We start from the raw sequence: 20,667 nt of genomic DNA, 5'->3' as shown, positions 1-20,667 counted from the left end.
ACGGGTGGCACCGTCCGGGGCGAGTTCTGCAAGTGGTGGGTCTTCCGGCCCTCCGGAGAAAGCGTGCCGGTCAGTCGGGCAGCTCATAGACCGCCACGTCCCCGTTGTCCAGGCGGAGGCGCGCGAACCTGCCGAGCGCGACCGACTCCCGGCCGTACCGTCGATCGGCGACGAGCCAGCGCACCTTCCGGGTCCGCAGAACAGCGACGACCCGCTCCGAAGGGTCGACGAAGACGGCCTGGTTGGTGGCCAACAGGTCCGGGTCCCAGAACGGCACGGTGGCGATGTCCGTGCCGGTCCGCATGCCCTGCCGCACCGTCCTCGTCGCGAAGGCCCAGCTCTCCACCAGCACCCGGCGCTCGGCGAAGCCCGACAGCCAGAACGACTGGCTTCGGCACGGGGCGGGCGGAGGGCTCAGGCAGTGGCCGTTGGTGGCCACCACGTCATCCGGTCCGCTGTGCGCGCGCAACCACCGCGCCGCCTCCGCCTGCCGCGGACCGATCACCGTGGTCCAGAACGAGTTGGCGGGGTACCGCCAGGCGTCCACCACCAGTCCGGGTGTTCCCGCGCCGAGTGCCAGCAGCAGCGCCGCCAGGACCAGGGTGGGACGGTGGCGACGGGTCCTGCCGTATCGCGCGGCGAGCAGCAGGACAGCCGCCACGACCGTCAGCGGGAGGCCGACGAAGAGGACGGTGGCGATCGCGCCGGGCGCGAACCGCGCGGCGACGAGCGACAACGCCGTCGAGCCGGACACGACGCCGACCGCCAGCACCGCGACCGTGCGCGGGGACGCCCGTCGGCGGTCGATCAGGGCGACGAGACCCATCGCCGACAGGATGGCGCCGAACGGCCACGCCGAACGCAGGAAGTAGTACTGACCCCAACCGGGATGCCACAGCGACCACGTCAGCACCACCCCGCCGAGCAGGCCGCCGAGCATGAACCATTCGGTGACGCCCCAGTCGCCGCTACGCAGCCGGGCCAGCACCGGGATGCCGGCGAGTCGGGGGAACACGCAGATCAGGTGCGCCCCGAAGGCAGCCACGAAGACCCCGGCCCGCAGCCACCACGGCCAGTCGCCGGCCAGGTTCGCGTACTGCGTGAAGATGCCCAGCGGACGGACCACGAGCCCCTGCGACTCGAACCGGTACCACACCGCCAGCGCGAAGACCTGACCGGCCAACAGGACCGCCGCGACGATCCACGGCGTCCGGGCCCAGCGCCGACGGACGACCTGTACCAGGCAGACCACGCCGACACCGGCCAGCAGCACCGGCAGGACGCTGGACTTCGCACCCGAGGCCGCGAACGTGAGCAGCGCCAGCAGCCACCATCCGCCTCGGCCCGGCGAGCCCTCCGCCGGGTCCCGCAGGCGGTCGACCACGACGAAAAGGAGCGCGATCGTGATCACGGCGCCGTAGATCACCGACTGGCTCGCCCACACGACGAACGCCGTGATGCCACCCAGCGGGGTGTGCGCGACGCTGTTTCCCGCGACCTCCCCGACCGCGTAGGTCAGGGCCGCCGCGACGACGCCCACCCACGGGCGACCGGAGATCCGCCAGCCGACCGTGGCGAGGAGTACCACGGCCAGAACGCAGAGGGTCGGCAGGGCCAGGCGGAACACGACCACCGGCAGGTCGATCCCGCCGATGGTGCTGCCGACCGCCAGATGCGCGAAGCTGAACCAGTGGTAGGCCAGCGGTTCCCCCGCCACCGACGGTTCGTGGAGCGGGAAGTGGTGCTTGGCCTCACCGGCGAGGGCGAGGGTGAACGGCTCGTCGCCGAAGTAGGCCTGCGGGCCGTCGGTCGGTACCGGTCGATGCGCGCCGAGGAAGGCGACGGTGAGGTAACCGAGCAGGAACAGCGCGATGGTGACGACCGACCACGACCAGCCCGGTGGCGCGGGCCGGTAGCCCGTGGGCAGCCAGTGCCGGCGCAGCCGGGGCACCGCGGCGAAGGGCACGACGACCAGCAGCGGCCAGGCCGGGAGGACGGTACGCAGGTCCGCGACCGAGAACCCGACGTACGCGACGATCTCCAGCGCGAGACCGACCACCGCACCCATCGTCAGGTCGTCGACGAGACTGTGCGGCCGGCCCCGCAGTGCCCGGTACACCAGGGTCCCGGGCAGCAGCACCGACCAACCGAGGTAGCCGACGTACCGCGCGATGTCGACCCACGAGGTTCCCGTCCCGACCAGGACCACGACCAGGGCGACCAGCAGCACGAACGCGGGTAGCCAACCGGTGATCCGGCTTCGGGTCGCCGGCCGGCCGGCCGCCGGCGAGGTTCGCGGCTCCGAACCGACCGTGACGCTCATACCCTCCTAACCAACGGGACCGGCACCGGGCAACTGCCGACACCACCTTCCGATGGCGCGGAAACTGGTCCCCGGCGCCCGCGTGTGGCAATCTGACCCCCGGCGCGACCTGCCGGTCCGGGCACCCACCCACGCCACACCCGACGACGTACCCGACCGGCCGGCTTCCGCGGCACCCCTCGGAGCACGTCCGCACCGGACACCAGGTGCGGTCTCGAACCTTCTCCGAAGGATGTCTGTGATGTTGACCAAGTTGAGAGACCTGCTCGGTTATCCGCCGCTGTACATCGCCCTCCAGCGGGGCATCGGCACGGACCGGCTGTGCCAGCGATGTCTGGACAGCCTCGGCCTCGGACCCGGTGATCTGCTCCTCGATGTCGGGTGCGGGCCGGCGTACTACCTGGACCGTCTGCCGGAGGGGGTCCGGTATCTGGGCTTCGACATCTCGACGCGGTACGTCGACTACGCCACCAGACGCTGGGGGCACCGGGCCCGGTTCGTCAACGGGACGTTCACCGAGGCGCAGCTGGCCACGCTCCCCCCGGTGAACGCGGTGATGATGGTCGGTCTCCTGCACCACCTGTCCGACCGCGAGGCGGAGGACCTGCTGGAACTGGCGGCCCGGGCGCTGGCGCCCGAGGGAACGGTGGTCAGCGTCGACAACTGCTTCGAGCCCGAACAGGGCCGGGTCGCCCGGTGGATGTCCGCCCACGACCGGGGCCAACACGTACGCGAGCCCGAGTCGCTCGTCGCCTTGGCGCAGAAGGTCTTCAAGACCGTGGACGGCACGGTGATCAGGGGGATCACCCGAATCCCGTACAGCTTCTGGATGATGCGGATGGGGAACCCGCTGCCCCGCCCCGACCTGGACCGGTCAGTCGAGTGACCCGGACGCCGTCGCGGGTCCGCCCCGCGACGGCGGCCGGGCATCCGTCCCGGGCCGCCGGTCCGACCCGGCGTCCCGGCACCGGTCGGCGAGGGCGACGAACTCGGCGTAGTCGCGGATGTAGTCGTCCGGGTCGTAGTAATGCGACGCGAAGACCAGCAGGGTCGCGTCGGCGGAGTAGCGGTACTGGGTGGCCCAGGTCATGGGTGGAAGATGAAGACCGGTCGCCGGGCCCCGCAGGAGAAACTCGTGACGGGACACCCCGTCGTCGGCCACCACGCTGCACTGCCCCTTCACGCAGATGAGGAACTGGTGGCAGGTCCGGTGCGCGTGTTGCCCGCGGACCTTCTCGCTCGGCACGTCCAGGACCACGAAGTACCGCCGCACCGGGAACGGCACGTCCCGCTCGAACTCGCCGACCGACAGGTCACCGCGCAGGTCCCGGACGAAGTCGAGGCGGTGCAGCGTCACCCCGGCGACCTTGGTGCCGCTGACGCGTTCCGCGGTCACCGGCGCTGACGACGCCGGCGCCGGCGCCGGGTACGAGTCGACGTAGCCGGTGAGTCGCGCCGGGTTGCCGACCACGATCGCGTAGGGCGGGACGGACCGGGTCACGACCGCACCCGCACCGACCATCGCGGACCGCCCCACCGTCACCCCGGGCAGGATGGTCGCGTTGGCGCCGATCGACGCGCCGGCCTCGACCCGGGTACGGAGGAACTGCGCCGGGTACCGCTTGCTGCGGGGCATGTGGTCGTTGGTGAACGTGGCGTTGGGCCCGACGAAGACGTCGTCCTCCAGCGTCACGCCGTCCCACAGCTGCACCCCGCTCTTCACGGTGACCCGGTCGCCCAACACCACGTCGTTCTCCACGAACACGCCGTCGCACAGGTTGCAGTCGGCACCGATGCGGGCGCCGGGCAGGACGTGTGCGAACGCCCAGACGCGGGTGCCCGGACCGACGTCGGCACTCTCGCACAGGGCCTGGGGATGGACGAAGCGGGCGTCGTTCTTCCCGCGTGGTCCGACGACGGGCCGGGGGGACGGTGGGACGCGAGCGCCGCGGGGCTCGGGTGGGAACCGGGTCACTGGTCGGCCTTCTCCTGCTGCAACTGACGACGGGGACGGAAGGCGACCGAACGCATCGCGACGGCGAGGGGACGCCGTTTGGTGTTCTCGTAGCCACGCCAGGCGTACGAACCGACGACGCCGAGTCCGAGGGCGTTGATGCCGCCGAAGAAGAGCACGACGAGGATCGTCGCGGCGTAGCCGGGCACGTCGAAGAGGCCACCGATCCGGGCGCCGAGCACGCCGAGGCCCAGCAGGACGGACACGGCGAGTCCGGCCGCGCCGAACAGCATCAGCACCCGCAAGGGCAGGTCGGTGAACGCGAAGACGCTGTCGGACAGGTAGCCCAGCTTCTTGCCCAGCGTCCAGCCGGAGCGACCACGGGCCCGGGGAAGACGGGTGTAGGCGATCTCCTTGCGCCGGAAGCCGAGCCAGTAGATCAGCGCCACCAGCGAGCTGTTGGACTCGCCGCAGGACAGCAGCACGTCACGGAACTCCGTCGTGCAACCGAAGACGTCGACACCGCCGCGCGGCATCTCCCGGTTGACGAAGCGGCGGTAGACGCCCCAGAACAGGCGCGCGGACACCCGGCTGCCCCACGGATCGGCGCGTGCCTCCCGGGTGCCGACCACCACGTCATGGCCGCCCCCGGCGAGGATCCGGAAGAACTCCAGGACGAGCCCCGGAGGCTCCTGCAGATCCGCCGCCATGACCGCGAAATAGCGGCCGGTGGCGTGTTCGAGCCCGACCCGGATCGCGGCGAACGAGCCGAAGTTGCGCGACAGCACCACCACCCGGGCCGTGCAGTGCCGCTGCGGCAGCAGCGAGACGAGCAGGTCGGCGCACTTGTCGGGGCTGCCGTCGACCACGAACACCGTCTCCAACTCGCCGCCGAGTTCGACGTCCAGGGCCGCGACGGTGTCCAGCAGGTCGTGGATCGAGTCCTCGTTGCGGTAGACGGGGACGACCAGCGAGTACATGTCAGGCCCCCCAACAATTGACGGCGTCGGCCACCCGATCGGCGTCGGCGTCGGACATTCCGGGATGGCAGGGCAGCGACAGCACCTGGCGACACAGGCGTTCCGTCACCGGGAGCGACGTGCCGGCGTACCGGTCGCCCACGGCCGGTTGGCGGTGGTCGGGAATCGGAAAGTGCGCCTCGCTGGCCACGCCGTGGGCGCGCAGGTGGGCGGCCAGGCCGGCCCGGTCCTCGGTGAGCACGGCGTAGAGGTGGGCCACGTGGTCGGGCCCGGTCACCGCGGGCAACTCCACCTTCGGATGGGCGATCGCCGATCCGTACCGTCGGGCCAGGGCCGACCGGCGGGCGTTGCCGGCGTCGAGCCGGGTGAGCTTGACCCGCAACACGGCGGCCTGGAGCTCGTCGAGACGGCTGTTACGCCCGTGCGGGAGCGCCACCCGGTACTTGCGGTCCCAGCCGTACTGGCGCAGCCGGGTGACCCGCTCGGCGATCGTCGGGTCGGCGGTGACGACCGCGCCCGCGTCGCCGAGTGCGCCGAGGTTCTTCGTCGGATAGAAGCTGAACGCCGCCGCGTCGCCGAACGATCCCGCCCGCCGGCCGTCCCGACCGGCACCGTGCGCCTGCGCGCAGTCCTCGACGACCTTCACCCCGTGCCGGGCCGCCAGCCCTGTCACCGTTGCCATGTCGGCGAGTGCGCCGTACAGGTGGGTCACGATCACCGCCCGCGCGCCGGTGGCGGCGAGCACCCGGTCGAGGTCGGTCGGGTCGATGAGCCGGCTCTCCCCGTCGACGTCCGCGTACACCGGCATCGCGCCGAGGCTGTCGACCGCGGCGGTGCCGTACCCGCCGGCGTTCGCGACGAGGGCGACCCGGTCGCCCGGTCCGACGCCCACCCCGGCCAGCGCCAGGGCCAGGGCGTCGGTACCGCTGGCCAGGCCGACCGCGTGCGGTGTTCCGCAGTACGCGGCGAATTCCTGCTCGAACGCGGACACCTCGGGGCCGAGGACGTACCGGCCCCGGTCCAGCACCCGGGACAGCGCGGCGGCGAGCTCACCCGCGACCTCCCGGTCCTGCGCCGCCAGGTCGTTCATGGCGATCACCGGTGCGCCTCAGGGTGACGGCGGATGCGAAACGGGGCCGATGTCGCGCTCACGTTGATACCCGGCGATCAATCACGGTTTGTCCAACGATGCCGGGCGCGGATCCGTGACGCTGGGCCGGTGACCATTCCGGCGCAGCGACGCCCGCCGTGTCGTCCGGCGCCGTCGCGGACCGGACGGCACGGCCCGGCCCGGCTCGTGGTCGGGTCGTGGTCGGGTCGGGTCGTGGTCGGGTCGGGTCGTGGTCGGGTCGGGTCGTGGTCGGGGAATCCCCGTTACCCGGACGGACGTACGATGGCGGTCCGACGGCGGGCACCACCGGGGTCGAGAGCCGGACCGTCGGGACCGACGACGGACGGGAGACCTGGTGATCGAGGATCAGCCGGCCAAGGCCGCGGCGACGGCGCGGATCGACACGACGGTGGCCCATCCGGCCCGCCGGTACGACTACTGGTTGGGCGGCGCGGACAACTTCGCCGCCGACCGGGAGTCCGGTGACGCCGTGGCCGCCGCGTTCCCGACGGTACGCACGGCCGCGATCGAGAACCGGCGTTTCCTGCGCCGGGCGGTGACCTATCTGACCCGCGAGGCCGGCATCCGGCAGTTCCTCGACATCGGCACCGGCATTCCCACCGCGAACAACACCCACCAGGTGGCGCAGGCGATCGCCCCGGAATCCCGCGTCGTCTACGTCGACAACGACCCGATCGTGCTCGTGCACGCCCGGGCGTTGCTGACCAGCACGGCGCAGGGCCGGACCAGCTATCTGGACGCCGACCTGCGGGAGCCGGAGAAGATCCTGGCCCACCCCGACCTGCACGCCACCCTCGATCTGGACCAGCCGGTGGCGCTGATGCTGGTGGCGGTCCTGCACTTCCTCACCGACGCGGACGATCCGTACGGCGCGGTCGGGAAGCTGGTCTCCGCCATGCCGGCCGGCAGCTACCTCACCGTCACCCACGCCACCAACGACCACATGCCGCCGGAGACCAGTTCGGCGGTGAACGACGCGGACAACCGGGCCCGGGTGCCGTTCCAGTTCCGCGGTCGGGACGAGTTCGCCCGGTTCCTGCGCGGGACGGAACTCGTCGCGCCGGGCATCACGTCGGTGGCGCAGTGGCGTGCCGACGACGAGGTGCAGCCCCGACCCAGCGCGGCCGACACCGCCGTCTACGGCGCGGTGGCGCGAATTCGATAATATTTGCCGCTTCTCTCGTCATCTGAAGGAGCCGCGTGCGGTGGCCGGTATTTCCGGCCCGGTCGCCGGCTCTGGAAGGACGTCATCGCGCCGACCCGGTACGCAGGACCCGTACCGCTCGGCGCCTGTCCGATGGGAGGAGCCCGCCATGGGCGATCTTGAAAAACGTGTCCGGCGCACGGTGTTCGTCGTGCTCACGGGTGCGGCGCTGGTCGGCCTGCTGACGATCACCGCGGCCACCGCGGCGCCCGCCACCGCGCGGTCGGAGAAGAGCATCGCCGCGGACCGCACCGACGTGTACATCAAGGACGTCGCCGCCGACACCGGCGTCCAGCCGCACTCGTACAACCCGCTGTGGGCCAGCCCGGACATCAAGGTCTGCCCGACCGCCATCGAATGCGCCGTCAGCCAGAACCCGATCGTCGGCGTGACGAACTACGTCTTCGTCAAGCTGCGCAACCCCGGCCCGTACGGCTCGGGACCGAGCACCGGCACGCTGCGGTTGTACCGGACGACGCCGGGTGGCGGGGCGATCTGGCCGACGAACTGGACCGCGATCGGCGCGGTGGGCGCCGTGATCTACCCCGGTGTCACGACGGTGACGATCCCGTGGACCGGGGTCCCCGGACCGGGACACTTCTGCCTGCTGGCCCGGTGGGTGTCCGGCACCGACCCGATGACCGTCGAGGGGCCGGACATCAACGTCAACACCCGCTACAACAACAACATCGCCTGGCGCAACGTCGATTCGGTGCGGCTGGTGCCGGGCAAGCCGGTCGTGCGACCGTTCGCCATCGGCAACGCGCTCAAGGAACGGGCCTTCAGCGACCTGGTCTTCACCGCCCAGCAGCCGTTGCAGGACATCGGCGGCCGGGTGATCGTGGACCTCGGCAAGGACCTGTTCGAGCGCTGGCAGGCCGGCGGGAAGGTCGGCACGGAGGTCCGGCAGGTCGGCGAGACCCAGTTGGAGTTGCTGGAACCGTCCAAGGCGGTCCTGGGCAACCTGCTGCTGAACCCCGGTGAGCGGCTGGAGTTCTCGATCGTCTTCTCGGCCCAGGCGCCCACCGACAAGGAGATCGCGTTCGAGGTGACCCAGTTCGGGCCGGACAGCACCGGCGAGAAGCGGGCCGACCTCGGCGGCGTGCAGTACCTGATCAGCGCCGGTAAGGACGACCAGTAGCGAACCGCTGACGAGCGCCGGGTCGCGGACCGAAGGGGGGTCCACGACCCGGCGTCGTCTCGTGCCGTCCGGCGTGTGCCGTCCGGCGTGTGCCGTCCGGCGGATCGCCGGTCAGCGCAGGCTGACCCAGGGGGTGGCCACCGCGTACCCGCCGGCCCGGGCCCGGATCTGGACCGGGCCGGGCGGCGGGGTCCCCAGCGAGAAGAAGCCCACCTCGTCGACCGGCGCCTGGTCGTAACTGCCGGCCGCCGTCCGGGCGTCGACCCGACCACCGCCGGGCGGGAACAGCTGGCCGACGATGCCGGCCTCGCTCACCTCGATCTCCAGGACGACCGGGCCGGCGCGGAAGGACAGGGTCCGGGTGGCACCGGCCGAGCGGGTCAGCCCGGCGGGTTCCGCGTCGCACGCCGAGTCGAAGGTCAGCTCGGCGAGGACCAGCTCGGCGTCCACCGTCCGCCAGGTGAACGCCGCCAGCGCCGCCGTGAGGAACTCCTCCGGAACCGGTCCGGCGCCCCACAGCGCCGCGCCCAGCTCCGCGGTCAGCGCGGAGTCATCGGTTGGCGGCCACGGCTCCATCGCGCTCACCCCCGTTCGTCCGGGCGGCCGGGCGTACCTCACGGTAGGCGGCCAGGGCGGGACAGTCGCGCAGCCGGCGTAGGCAGCGGGCCTGGGTCGGTCCGATGCTACCCACCGGTACGCCCAGCCGCTCGGCCGCCTCCCGGTAGCTCGCCGGCGGATCGGCCGTCAAGAGGGCCAGCAGTTCCTGGCACCGCGACGGGAGCTGGGCGAAGCCCTCGCGCAGTGCCTGCTGCCGCTCCACCCGGAGCAGTTCCTCGTCCGGCGTGACCGGGTCCGCCGCGCCCCACGAGCCGTGGTACGCGTCGAGTGCGCCGTCGTACGGGTCGACGGGCCGGGTACGCCGGCCGAGGCGGGACATCCGGTAGCACTCCCGCCGGGTGGTGACGGCCAGCCACCCGGCCAGCGCCTCGGGTTGGCGTACCTGGTCGAGGTGCTCGACCAGGCGTAACCAGACGGTCTGGTTGACGTCGGCCGCGTCGGGGCGACTCAGGTCGTAGGACCGGATCACCGAGTACACCAGCGGGGTGTAGCGGCGGACCAGCTCGGCCCAGGCCGACTCGTCCCCGCCCCCGGCGGCGGCGACCAGGCTGGTCGTGCTCCGGTCGGTCACCGCCGGGTCGATCGCCGGACCGGAGTCCCGCTCGGCGCCCCGCCGGACAGGTCCGCCGCTCACGGGACCAGCACGCCGTAGCCGGGCTGCCAGACCGGCGCGGCGAGCAGCGCCAGCCGGGCGTCGTCGGCGCTCAGACCGCCGCTGGTCATCAGGGCGGCGAGCCGCCCTGAGACGTGTGCGGTGGCGAACGAGGTGCCGGCCCAGGTGGCGAAGCCGTGGAACAGTCGGGTCGGCCGGCCGGGCAGCACCAGTTCCCCCTCGACGTACGTGCTGTCCCGCTCGCCGAGGGCGCAGGCGTCGACCCACGGCCCGAAGCCACTGTAGGGCGCCGGTCGGACACCGTTCTTGTCCGCGGTGGCGGCGGCGACCGCCAGCACCCGGTCCAGGGCCGCGGGCCAGACCGGCCGGGAGATGCCCGCGTTGCCGGCCGCGGCGACCACGGCGGTGGTCTTCGGCAGGGCGGCCACGGCGTTGGCCAGCGGCAACGACGGCAGGTCGTCGAGGGTGAACCCACCGAGGGACAGATTGATGACGGACACGTCCGGCCCGAGCCGGCCCAGGGCGGCCACCACCGTCGACTCGTCGCCGATCCCGGTGGGATTCAGCGCCTGCTCCGGGTCGACGCGTACGCCCGGGGCGGCCTGCCGGACGACGCCGGCGACGAAGGTGCCGTGCCCGCCCTGCGGTGCGAGCAGGTCGGCGGAGACGTAGAGCGCGTCCTCGTCGTCGACCTCCGGCAGGTACGCCCCGCCGAGCCAGAGCGGGTGCCAGCTCCCGGCCAGCCGCCAGATGCCGGTGTCGCAGATGCCGACGGTGACGCCCGCGCCCTCGCCCGAGCGGGCCGGGTCCGGCGCCGCCAGCGGGGCGGCCACCCGGGGCGGCCCGCCGGGGTTGCCCATGATGTTGCCCAGGCCGAGCAGCACGTGGTGCGGTTGGACCGCCGGCACCGACTGGCCGGGCCACTGGCGCGGGTCGCGCAGCTTCGTGACGATGCCGGGCACGTCGACCTCGGTCGCGAACAGCAGCCGGGTGACGCCGGCGAAGCGGCCCTCCACCGTCGGCGGCAGGCCCTGCTCCCGCAGCCAGGTGGCCACCCGTTTGACGTCGGTGTCCGCGGCGAGCAGTTGCCGGGGCCGGTAGAGGATCTCCCGACCCCGCACCTGGTAACGCCGGACGTCCTTGTCGGCGGCGAGCGCGTCGTCGAACACCTTCTGGTAGGCGCTGTCGTCGGTGTCGTCGCCGAGCGCCGGCGCCGGTCGTGGCCCGGCACCGAGCGGCACCGCCGCCGCGGCCAGTGCGGACACCGCGAGCAGGCGCCGTCGGGACAGCCGGCCGACCGGGCGCGGCACGAAGGGTTGGTCAGACACCGGTCCTCCATGGGCCGGGGAGGGAACCCGCCCACCGTGGGTTGGGTGCCGGTCTCCCCCTACCTCGCCGATTCTTCCAAAGGGTCGACAGGTGTCAATCAGCCGACCGAATACCGACACACGGCGTCCCGACACGCCGCCCGACACGCCCGCCACGCCGACGGCGATGACATTGAACCTTTTTCAACCTGAACCGCGCGGTGCGCAAGCCGCGTCTTCGACCTCGGCCGACGCCGGAGCGCAAGGGGAGGTTGAAAAAGGTTCATTGACTGCCGGCCGGGCACAGTGGACTCTCTGGACATGCCCGACAGCACCGGTCCCGGCGGCGGGGCGGCCCAGACGGCCCTCGACGCGGTCCAACGGGATCCGGGCGAGGCGATCACGATCGCCCGCCGGGTGCTTGCCGCCGACCGGGTCGACGACGACGAGCGCTCCACCGCCGAGCGGGCCACCGGCCTGGCCCTGCGCGAACTCAACGACCTGCCCGGCGCGCTGCGGCACCTGCGCCGCGCGGTACGGGTCGCGGGCACGCCGCGCACCCGTGCGCTGGCCCAGATGAGCCTCGGCTACGTGCTGGCCAACGCCGGGCGTACCGGGGCGGCGCTGGGTGCCGTGACCGCCGCGCTCCCCCAGCTCACCGGCGCCGACGCGGGACGGGCCCGGATGCAGCGCGGCGTCGTGCTGCACTTCTGCGGACGGTACGACGAGGCGGTACGCGACTACGGCTGCGCCATCGAGATCGCCCAGCGCGAGGGTGATCCGCTGCTGGAGGCGCGGGCCCGCAACAACCGCGGGCTGCTCAACGCGCACCGGCGCGCCGGTGGGGGCACCGACGACGACCTGTCCCGGGCGGCGGCGGTGTTCCACCAGCTCGGCCTGGACCTCGCGGCGGCCGACGCCCGCTGGAACGGGGGGATCGCAACCGGTCAACGCGGCGACATCGCCGGCGCCCTGCGTTGCTTCGCCGACGTCGACGAGGAGTACCGGCGGCTCGCCGTGCCCCGGCCCGCGCTGCTGCTGGACCGGTTCGAGCTGCTGCTGTCGGTGCCCCTGGTCGACGAGGCGGTCGAGGTCGCCACGGTGGCGATCGACGAACTGCGGCGCCGCGGGATGGCCTCCGACCTCGCGGAGGCCCTGCTCGCCCGGGCCCGGGCCGCGCTGCTCGCCGCCGACCTGGACACCGCCACCCGAGCCGCCGCGCAGGCCAGGGACCGGTTCCGGCGGCAGGGCCGGCGCACCTGGGCCGCGTTCGCCCGGCACGTCGAGCTGCGGGCGGAGTTCCGCCGCGGCACCCGGTCGGCGGCGCTGCTCACGGCGATGATCCGTACCGCCGACCAGCTCGACGCCACCGGGTGGCCGGACCCGGCGCTGACCACCCGGATCGAGGCCGGCCTGCTGGCCGCCGCCTGCGGCCGGGCCGACCGGGCCGCTGCCCTGTTCGCGGCGTCCGCCGGGGCCCGCCGCCGGGGCACCGCCCCCCGACGCGCCCAGGGCTGGTACGCCCTGGCGCTGTCCCGTCGACTGGCCGGCGACGACCCGGGGGCGGACCGGGCGCTGCGCCGGGGGCTGGCCGTGCTGGACCGGCACCGGACCTCGCTCGGCGCGACCGAACTGCGGGCGCACAGCGGGGCGTACGGGCAGGAACTGGCCGCCGAGGGGCTGGACGTCGCGGTCCGGGCCGGTGCGCCGGCCCGGGTGCTGGCGTGGGCGGAACGGTGGCGGGCCAACGCGTTGCGGATGCGCCCGGCGCTGCCGCCCGACGACCCGGACCTGGTGGCGGCGCTGACCGAACTGCGGCTGGTCAGCAGCCTGCTGGAGGACGCGGTGCTGGCCGGCCGGCCGGCCGGTGCCCTGCGCGGCCGGCAGGCCCGGCTCGAGCAGCGCATCCGCGACCTGTCCCGCCGCGCTCCCGGCGGCACGGACGTGGTACGCCCGCCCGGCGTGCGCCGGCTGGCCGAGCGGCTCGGCCCGCGGGTGCTGATCGAACTGGTGGCGCACGGCGACCGGCTGCGGGCGGTCCTGGTCCGGGACGGCCGGGCCAGCCTGCACGACCTGGGCCCGCTGGCCGAGGCGGTGAACCTGGCCCGGTGGCACCGGTTCGGCCTGCGCCGGCTGGTCACCACCGGCGACACCGCCGCCGCGCGGGCCGGTGCCGTGCACGCGGCGGCCGCGCTCGACCGGCAACTCTTCGACCCGGTACGCCGGCAGTTGGCCGACCGGGACCTGGTGGTCGTCCCGGTCGGCGCGTTGCACGCGGTCGCCTGGTCCGGCCTGCCGACCTGCGCCGGCCGGGCCGTGACGGTGGCCCCGTCGAGCACCGCCTGGTTGGCGGCGGACCGGCGGGAGGCGCCCACCGGGGCGGCCGTGCTGGCCGCCGGGCCACGGTTGCCGGCCGGCTGGGCCGAGGTCCACCGGCTGGCCGGGGTCCTGCCCGGCGCCCGGCTGCTGACCGGGGCGGACGCCACGGCCGAGGCGTTGAGCAAGGCGCTGGACGGCGCCGGCCTGGTGCACATCGCCGCGCACGGCCGGTTCCGCGCCGACAATCCGCAGTTCTCCACCCTGGAACTCGCCGACGGTCCACTGTTCGCCTACGAGTGGGAGCGGGTGGCCCGGCCGCCGGACTGCGTGGTGCTGTCCGCCTGCGAGTCGGGATTGACCGGGGTACGCCCCGGCGACGAGGTGCTGGGCTTCGCCGCGGTGTTGCTGGCCCTGGGCACCCGCTGCCTGGTCGCCACCGTGCTGCCGGTGCCGGCCGAGCCGACCATCGCGCTGATGGTGGACCTGCACCGGCGGATGCGGGCCGGCGCCCGGCCGGCGCGGGCGCTCGCCGACGCGCAGCGGGCCTTCGTCGCGTCCGGCGACGGCACCGCGCGGGCCACCGCCGCGGCGTTCGTCTGTCTCGGTGCGGGCTGACGGCGGCCCGGCGGCCGTACGCGGTCCAGGCCAGCCGTGCGCGGCGCGGGGGTGGGCCACCCGGCCCGCCCCCGCGGTCTCGGTCGCCGCCCGACCGCGCGACGGGTGGCCGTCGGGCGGGTCAGCGCGGCGTGGCGACGGTGGATTCGCGGACGACCAGGGAGCCGGGCTGGCGGATGACGCCGCCGCGCCGTGCGCCGTCGAGCGCGGCGAGCAGGTGGTGCGCCGCCGTCGCACCGAGCAGTTCGAGGTTCAGGTCGACAGTGGTCAGCGCCGGCCGGCCGTCCGCGGCGTAGACGTCCCAGTTGTCGTAGCCGACCACGGCCACGTCCTGCGGGACGCGCCGACCCTGGTCCATCAGCGAGTCGCAGGCCCCGTTGGCGATCTGGTCGTTGCCGCAGAAGATCGCGTCCACCTCGGGATTGGCGGTGAGCAGCATCCGGGTGGCCCGCCGACCCCATCGCCGGGACCACTCGCCGTACATCGGCATCCCGCCGGCCAGCCGCAGACCGGCCTCCTCGAGCACCCGTACGGTCGCCGCCGCCCGGTCCCGCGCCGCCCGGTAGCTCGACGGTCCGGTGATGTGCCCGATCCGGCGCCGTCCCAGCGAGACCAGGTGCTCGGCCGCGAGGCGCGCACCGCCGGCGTCGTCCGCGAGTACCGACAGATCCTCCGGATCGGTGGACTCGCCGTAGGCGTAGACCACCGGCACCGGGATGTCCCGGGTCAGCGTCGGCACGACGTCGTTGCTCGCGCCGACGATGATGAACCCCTCGACCTGACGACCGAGCAGGCTCCGCACGTAGTGCTGGCGCCGGATCGCGTCCCCGCGCGCGTCGCACAGCAGCACCGACACGTCCTCGTTGCCCACCGTGTTCTCGACCCCGAGCAGCACCGGGATCGAGAACCGGCCGCTCAGCTCGTCGGTCAACAGGCCGATCATGCGGGCCCGGCCGGAGATCAGGCCACGGGCCAGGATGTTCGGCTGGAAGGCCAGCTCGGCGGCGGCGCGCTGGACCCGTCGACGGGTCGCCTCGGCGACCTCCTGCTTGGCGTTCAGCGCCTTCGACGCCGTCGAGACCGACACGCCGGCGCGCTTGGCCACGTCGCTGAGCGTGACGACCTGCGGTCGTTTCCGGCCCATCCCAAAGCCTTTCCGTACGCCTTTCGCCCAGGGTGAGCAGAACGCGGCGCGCTGAGCGTACGCAGTGGATCCGGCCGATTCAAGGCGCCCGAAGACCCGTGGCCGGCGTCGCTGAGCGGCCCGGCGGCGGGCCGGTGCTGGACCGGACGATGAGCCGGGGCACCTGCACGGTACGCCGCGCGGCGGGTTCCCGGTCGGACCGGTCGAGCTGGGCGAGCAACAGCCCGAGACTGCGCCGGCCCAGCTCGGCGAAGTCCTGGCGGACGGTGGTCAGCGGCGGCAGGTAGTGCCCCGCGTCCGGGGTGTCGTCGAAGCCCACCACGCTGACGTCCTCCGGTACCCGCCGGCCGGCCTCGTGCAGGGCCCGGAGCACGCCGAGGGCCAACTGGTCGCTGGCGCAGAACACCGCCGTGACGGACGGATCCTCGGCGAGCAGCCGGCCCTGTTCGTAGCCGGCCTGGGAACTCCAGTCGCCGCGCAGCGGCAGCGGGGCCGGCCGGGCCGCCGCGGAGAGCGCCTCCCGCCAACCGTCGGTGCGCTCCCCCGCCTCCGGCCACTCCGCCGGTCCGGCGACGTGGTGCACGGTGGCGTGGCCCAGCTCCAGCAGGTGCCGGGCGGCCTGCCGGGCACCTGCGGCGTTGTCGATCTGCGCGCTCGGCACCGCCTCGTCGTAGCCACCGCCCACGCTGATCGTCGCCATTCCGCCGGCCACCTCCGCCAGCGCGCTGGCCACGGCGGTGGCGGGCGCGATGGCGATGATCCCCTCGACCTGCTGCCGGCGCAGCCAGTCGACCGCGTCGAGGACGGAGCGGCGGTCGAGGTGCCGGACGCTGGCGACGCTGACGAAGTAGCCGGCGGACCGGGCCGCCCCCTCGATGGCGTACAGCATCGACGTCGGGCCGTACAGGGAGGTCTCGTAGGCGATGATCCCGATCGTGCCGGTGCGCTGGGTCACCAACGCCCGGGCCACCAGGTTCTGCCGGTAGTTGAGCGCCCGCATCGCCGTCAGCACCCGTTGCCGGGTCTCCGCCGCGACGTGTGGATGCTTGTTCACCACCCGCGAGACGGTCTGGGTGGACACACCGGCGAGGCGTGCGACGTCGCGCATGACGGAGAAGCCGGGGCGTCCGGTCGAGCCGTCGGTGGAGCCGCCGTTCCGGTCGGCCCGACCCGAGGCGTGCGTACGCACGGCGCCGTCCGGTACCTGGTCGTCGTCCTCGAACACAGCCAACTGTCCCCGTTCCGGGATCGCCGACGCACGGCCGGTCCGCCTCGTCGAGGAGCCGCGCCCGCCGTCATGGGTTCCAACGGTGTCCTGGCCTTAGACAATGAACGCCGAAAGCGTTTTCGGCAACATTCATCCCAAAGACAGTCGTCACCGCGCGGCCCGTCGACTGTGGACCACGGCCGCGCCGAGGACGTTCAGGCCGACGCCCCACAGTGCCACGACGACGAGCCACTGTGCCCAGTTCTGCCCGGTCATCCCGCCGGCGAGCAGGGGCGACGCGACGGCGTACGGGGTGAGCCAGGACTGGGCGGGCCGCAGCGACGCCACCCCGCCCAGCAGCAGCCACAGGCCAGTCGGCAGCGCGATGGTGGCCAGGCACGCGACGACGGGCCGGCGCAGCAGCAGACCCAGCCCGGTACCGACCGACTGGGCGAGGACCTGGACGAGCACACCGCCCGCCGCGACGGTTCCGGCGTGCCGCCACGGGTCGTCGGCCGGGCCCGGGGCGGTGCGGGCGAGGGCGAGGGCGACGGCACAGACCACGGCGCCGAACACCCCGACGGCGGCGGCCGGCACGGCCGCCGCCAGCACGGTACGGGCGACCGGGGCCGTCGCCGCCCGTCGCAGGTCATGGACCAGCAGGACACCCAGGAACGGCACCGTGACCGACATCAGCAACTGGACCGGCGTCGCGAGCCCGGCGAACGTACGGTCGTCCGGCCGACCAAGCGCGGCCGTCACCACGGCGGCCAGCAGCCCGAGCAGCAGGGTGCTGATGGCCAACCACCGGCGGGGCCGGGTGGCCACGGTCCGGCGCAGGGCGCCGATCGTCGCGGCGTCCGGGCCGGTGGCCGTCGCGTCCGCGCGGTTCGCGCTGTCCCGTCGAGGTTGCATCGTCGTGGTCCTTCCGGTGCGTAAGGTCGCGCCGCCCGGGTCGACCGGCGGCCGACGAGGCCCGGGTGGCTGTGGTGAGGCACCGAGGATGGCGCCGGCGCCCGGGTCCGCGCACCGGCCGACGGTCGGGCCGGCCCCCGTCCGGGGAACCGGCCCGGACCACGACTTTGGTAGGTCCCGCCCGCCGGCCGAACCTCGTAGGCTGCGCCCATGCCGGCCCTGCTGCATGCCCTGCTGGTACCGGAGACCGCGGACGGCCGGCTGGCCGCGCGGCGCGACCGGCTGGCCGACGGCCTGGCCGTGGCGCTCGCCGTCGGCTACGGCGCGCTGCTGGTGCCGCTGGGCGACGCGGCCGCGCCGGGGTCCGCGGTGCCGTGGCCGGTCGACGTCGGTCTCGGCGCGCTGTGCGCGCTCGCCCTGGTGGTACGCCGGCACCGGCCGCTCGGGGTGGCGCTCGCGGTGCTGCCGCTCGGCGTGGTGTCGGTGATGGCCACCGGTGCCGCGGTCGTCGCGCTGTTCACCGTCGCGGTCCGCTGCCGGGCGCGGGTGGCGTTGCTGCTCGCCGGCGGGAACGTCGTCACCTGTGTCGGCTACTTCCTGGCGCAGGAGCGGCCGCCGTTTCCGCTCTGGGTCGACCTGGTGGTGCGCGCGGTGATCAGCTACGCGGCCGTCGGGTGGGGACTGTTCGTGCGGGCGTACCGGCGGCTGGCCCGGTCGCTGCGCGAGCACGCGCGCCGGCTGGAGGCCGAGCAGGGCCTGCGGGTCGAGCAGGCGCGGCTGACCGAACGCAACCGGATCGCCCGGGAGATGCACGACGTCCTGGCGCACCGCCTCTCCCTGATCAGCCTGCACGCCGGAGCCCTGGAGATCCGTACCGACGCCCGGCCGCAGGAGACCGCCCTGGCGGCCGGGGCGATCCGGACCACCGCGCACGAGGCCCTGCGCGAACTGCGCGGCGTCATCGGGGCGCTGCGCGAGCCCGGCCGGCCCGAGCCGCCGCAGCCGGGCCTGCGCGACCTGCCCGACCTGGTGGACAGCGCCCGCACCACGGGCATGACGGTCGGCTACACCTGCCGGGTGCCGATGGACGGTCCGACGCCGCTGCTCGGCCGCACGGCGTACCGGCTGGTGCAGGAGGGCCTCACCAACGCCCGCAAGCACGCACCCGGCAGCGCCGTACGGGTGCACCTGGACGGCACCGCCGGCCGGGAACTGCGGGTCACCGTCACCAACCCGTGCACCGGTGGGTCCGGTCGTCCGGTCGTCCCCGGTGCGGGCCTGGGACTGGTCGGGCTCGGCGAGCGGGTCGCCCTGGCCGGCGGCCGGGTCGAGTACGGCGTCGACCGGGGCCTCTTCCGGCTGCGGGCCTGGTTGCCGTGGCCGACCTGACCCGGGACCGGCCGATCCGGCTGGCAATCGTCGACGACGACCCGCTGGTCCGGGCCGGGCTGCGGATCCTGCTGGGCGGCTCACCCGACCTCGAGGTGGTCGCCGAGGCGGCCGACGGCGCGGCGGCGGTGTCGCTGGCCGACGCCCACTGGCCGGACGTGATCCTGATGGACATCCGGATGCCCCGGCTCGACGGTCTGATCGCCACCCGACGCATCCGCTGCCGACCGTCGCCCCCGCAGGTGATCGTCCTGACCACCTTCGACGCCGACGAGTACGTCCTGGAGGCGCTGCGCGGCGGGGCGAGCGGCTTCCTGCTGAAGGACACCCCGCCGCACGACATCATCGCGGCCGTCCGGACCGTCGCGGCCGGCGCGGCGACCCTGTCCCCGACGGTCGTCCGCCGGCTCATCGACCACGTCGCCGATCCGCTGGCCGGTCCCCGGCGGGCCCGCGCCCGCAGCCACCTGGCCGCGCTCACCGACCGGGAACGCGAGGTGGCCCTCGCCCTCGGCCGCGGACTGTCGAACGCCGAGATCGGCGCCGAACTCGGGATGAGCGTGCCGACCGTCAAGGGACACGTGTCCCGCCTGCTGACCAAGCTGGGATTGAACAACCGGGTCCAGGTGGCGCTGCTCGTGCACGACGCCGAACTGCCGCGGTAGGAGATTTCTGTCGGCCGGGTGGTTCACGGTTGGTCATTCGAGTCTGAGGGTTTGTAGTACGCGTTCGACCGCCGCGCGGCCGGCTTCGAGTGCGGCTTTGAGGACCTTGCCGTCGCGGGCGAGGCGCCCGACGTGCGGCGCGTCAGGTGCGGGGCGCACGGACAGTACTGCCGGTTCGACCCGGGTCTGGCTGGCGCCGGACGGAGGGGTGATCGGACGCTCCGTAGACGGCGTCGAAGGCGTGCGCCACCCCGGTCTCGTGCAGGGCCAGGGCCATGCCGGCGGAGACTGTACCGCGCATGCCGCCGCCCTCAATGGCCAGTGCCACCCGCAGACCGTCCTGGCGCTCGCCGGGACGGCCGCCGCGGCGCACTCGATCGGCTATGACGCGCAGCACTTCGTGCCCGCCGGCCACGGTCACTGGTTCCCCCGCATTCGTCCTCTTTTCTCTCGTCTGGCTCGTCGCGCCGCTACTGAGGCGGATCTGTCGCAGAGTGGGGTGTGTTCCGCGCTGGCGGCCGACCGGTCGCTTCAGTGGCGTGGGTTGCTGTTCCCGAGTTTGTTGCCGGACAGGTACGACCGGGCTTGGGCCCAGGCGGCGGGGTCGGGGTGGGTGCCCGGCCAGGTGGTAGCCCTGAGCTGTCCGCGCCCACGATAACGTCGCATGATCGTGACGTGGTCCGGCCAGGCCACGAACCGGTGCAGGGACTCCTCGTCCTGCCAGATCGACACCGAGCCGCACCTGCCCTGCCGGGGGCTCGTCCACAGCCACATGCCGACTGCGCCCGGCAGGTGGGGCCAGGCCCGGCGCAGGGTAAGCCCGGCCTGGTAGATGCCGGGCAGGTCGCGTAGCCGGTTGGCTTGGAAGTCGGTGACGCTGATCAGCACCGGGCCCACGGTGCTGGCGGCTGGTCCGGGCGTCCAGCGGGTTATCAGCATGGCGGCGCCCACACCGGAGAGCGGCCCAGGTTCCACTCCGCGCACGGTGTGGGCCGGTCAAGGTCTGCGACGGTGTGTCCCGCACCGGGTTTGATGGAGATATCGAAACCTGGGAGGAACAGCAGCGATGCCGGCACCGAAGAAGTACAACGATGAGTTGCGTGAGCGTGCGACGCGGCTGGCGGTCGAGGCTCGCCGGGAT

Annotated in this window: 17 protein-coding genes and 1 pseudogene; 6 read left to right on the top strand and 12 right to left on the bottom strand. The window is 73.7% G+C overall.

The window, feature by feature from the left end; genetic code table 11:
* Positions 1-70: 70 nt before the first annotated feature.
* Positions 71-2,323, bottom strand: coding sequence for a hypothetical protein (locus ACFOX0_RS26225; protein WP_377550741.1), 2,253 nt, complete (start codon positions 2,321-2,323; stop codon positions 71-73).
* 241 nt (positions 2,324-2,564) lie between these two features.
* On the opposite strand from ACFOX0_RS26225, the gene ACFOX0_RS26220 reads away from it, so the two are divergent.
* Positions 2,565-3,209: a class I SAM-dependent methyltransferase gene (locus ACFOX0_RS26220; protein ID WP_377550739.1), complete on the top strand. Its 645-nt coding sequence runs from the start codon at positions 2,565-2,567 to the stop codon at positions 3,207-3,209.
* On the opposite strand, the gene ACFOX0_RS26215 is transcribed toward ACFOX0_RS26220, so the two are convergent.
* From ACFOX0_RS26215 to ACFOX0_RS26200, 4 genes and pseudogenes are all read right to left on the bottom strand, one after another.
* A complete protein-coding gene (locus tag ACFOX0_RS26215; RefSeq protein WP_377550864.1) occupies positions 3,198-3,719 on the bottom strand; it encodes a sugar 3,4-ketoisomerase in 522 nt (173 codons plus the stop codon). The genes ACFOX0_RS26220 and ACFOX0_RS26215 overlap by 12 nt on opposite strands.
* Positions 3,720-3,770: 51 nt before the next feature.
* Positions 3,771-4,190 (bottom strand): annotated as a pseudogene (locus ACFOX0_RS26210) (acyltransferase); the annotation flags it as partial.
* Between the two features lie 104 nt (positions 4,191-4,294).
* Positions 4,295-5,257, bottom strand: coding sequence for a glycosyltransferase family 2 protein (locus ACFOX0_RS26205; RefSeq protein WP_377550737.1), 963 nt, complete (start codon positions 5,255-5,257; stop codon positions 4,295-4,297).
* Between the two features lies 1 nt (position 5,258).
* Positions 5,259-6,347, bottom strand: a complete 1,089-nt coding sequence (locus tag ACFOX0_RS26200) for a DegT/DnrJ/EryC1/StrS family aminotransferase (protein ID WP_377550862.1) — start codon at positions 6,345-6,347, stop codon at positions 5,259-5,261.
* Between the two features lie 376 nt (positions 6,348-6,723).
* On the opposite strand from ACFOX0_RS26200, the gene ACFOX0_RS26195 reads away from it, so the two are divergent.
* Together ACFOX0_RS26195 and ACFOX0_RS26190 are read left to right on the top strand one after the other, a co-directional pair.
* The gene (locus tag ACFOX0_RS26195) at positions 6,724-7,554 is read left to right on the top strand and encodes an SAM-dependent methyltransferase (protein ID WP_377550736.1); all 831 of its coding nucleotides are present in this window, start codon (positions 6,724-6,726) and stop codon (positions 7,552-7,554) included.
* A 148-nt stretch (positions 7,555-7,702) separates the two neighbouring features.
* A complete protein-coding gene (locus ACFOX0_RS26190) occupies positions 7,703-8,734 on the top strand; it encodes a hypothetical protein (protein ID WP_377550734.1) in 1,032 nt (343 codons plus the stop codon).
* Positions 8,735-8,845: 111 nt separating this feature from the next.
* On the opposite strand, the gene ACFOX0_RS26185 is transcribed toward ACFOX0_RS26190, so the two are convergent.
* From ACFOX0_RS26185 to ACFOX0_RS26175, 3 genes are read right to left on the bottom strand one after another with little or no spacing between them, the layout of a single operon-like run.
* Positions 8,846-9,310 carry a hypothetical protein gene (locus ACFOX0_RS26185; RefSeq protein WP_377550732.1) on the bottom strand — a complete coding sequence of 155 codons (465 nt, stop codon included), beginning with the start codon at positions 9,308-9,310 and terminating at the stop codon, positions 8,846-8,848.
* Positions 9,285-9,986, bottom strand: a complete 702-nt coding sequence (locus tag ACFOX0_RS26180; RefSeq protein WP_377550730.1) for an RNA polymerase sigma factor — start codon at positions 9,984-9,986, stop codon at positions 9,285-9,287. Before ACFOX0_RS26180 ends, ACFOX0_RS26185 begins: the two co-directional genes overlap by 26 nt.
* Positions 9,983-11,293, bottom strand: a complete 1,311-nt coding sequence (locus tag ACFOX0_RS26175; protein WP_377550728.1) for a S8 family peptidase — start codon at positions 11,291-11,293, stop codon at positions 9,983-9,985. The genes ACFOX0_RS26180 and ACFOX0_RS26175 overlap by 4 nt, the downstream gene beginning before the upstream one ends.
* Before the next feature lie 300 nt (positions 11,294-11,593).
* Here ACFOX0_RS26175 and ACFOX0_RS26170 point away from each other — a divergent pair, with 300 nt between their 5' ends.
* A complete protein-coding gene (locus ACFOX0_RS26170) occupies positions 11,594-14,206 on the top strand; it encodes a CHAT domain-containing protein (protein WP_377550726.1) in 2,613 nt (870 codons plus the stop codon).
* Positions 14,207-14,327: 121 nt separating this feature from the next.
* Here ACFOX0_RS26170 and ACFOX0_RS26165 read toward each other — a convergent pair whose 3' ends face one another.
* The 3 genes from ACFOX0_RS26165 to ACFOX0_RS26155 all read right to left on the bottom strand — a co-directional run bounded on the left by ACFOX0_RS26165 (position 14,328) and on the right by ACFOX0_RS26155 (position 17,472).
* On the bottom strand, positions 14,328-15,350 hold the full coding sequence (locus tag ACFOX0_RS26165; RefSeq protein ID WP_377550724.1) for a LacI family DNA-binding transcriptional regulator: 1,023 nt from the start codon (positions 15,348-15,350) through the stop codon (positions 14,328-14,330).
* Positions 15,351-15,429: 79 nt separating this feature from the next.
* Positions 15,430-16,575 (bottom strand): LacI family DNA-binding transcriptional regulator, encoded by a 1,146-nt coding sequence (locus ACFOX0_RS26160; RefSeq protein ID WP_449288870.1) that lies wholly within the window; start codon positions 16,573-16,575, stop codon positions 15,430-15,432.
* A 150-nt stretch (positions 16,576-16,725) separates the two neighbouring features.
* Complete coding sequence (locus ACFOX0_RS26155; protein WP_377550722.1) at positions 16,726-17,472, bottom strand: hypothetical protein; 747 nt, start codon at positions 17,470-17,472, stop codon at positions 16,726-16,728.
* Positions 17,473-17,682: 210 nt separating this feature from the next.
* Here ACFOX0_RS26155 and ACFOX0_RS26150 point away from each other — a divergent pair, with 210 nt between their 5' ends.
* Positions 17,683-18,861, top strand: a complete 1,179-nt coding sequence (locus tag ACFOX0_RS26150; protein WP_377550720.1) for a sensor histidine kinase — start codon at positions 17,683-17,685, stop codon at positions 18,859-18,861.
* Positions 18,840-19,526, top strand: a complete 687-nt coding sequence (locus ACFOX0_RS26145) for a response regulator (protein ID WP_377550858.1) — start codon at positions 18,840-18,842, stop codon at positions 19,524-19,526. Before ACFOX0_RS26150 ends, ACFOX0_RS26145 begins: the two co-directional genes overlap by 22 nt.
* 531 nt (positions 19,527-20,057) lie before the next feature.
* Here ACFOX0_RS26145 and ACFOX0_RS26140 read toward each other — a convergent pair.
* A complete protein-coding gene (locus ACFOX0_RS26140; RefSeq protein ID WP_377550719.1) occupies positions 20,058-20,501 on the bottom strand; it encodes a hypothetical protein in 444 nt (147 codons plus the stop codon).
* Positions 20,502-20,667: the final 166 nt, after the last annotated feature.

The sequence above is a fragment of the Micromonospora zhanjiangensis genome (assembly GCF_042650605.1).
Lineage (GTDB): Bacteria > Actinomycetota > Actinomycetes > Mycobacteriales > Micromonosporaceae > Micromonospora_J > Micromonospora_J zhanjiangensis.
This window is presented reverse-complemented; position numbering and strand designations above follow the sequence as displayed.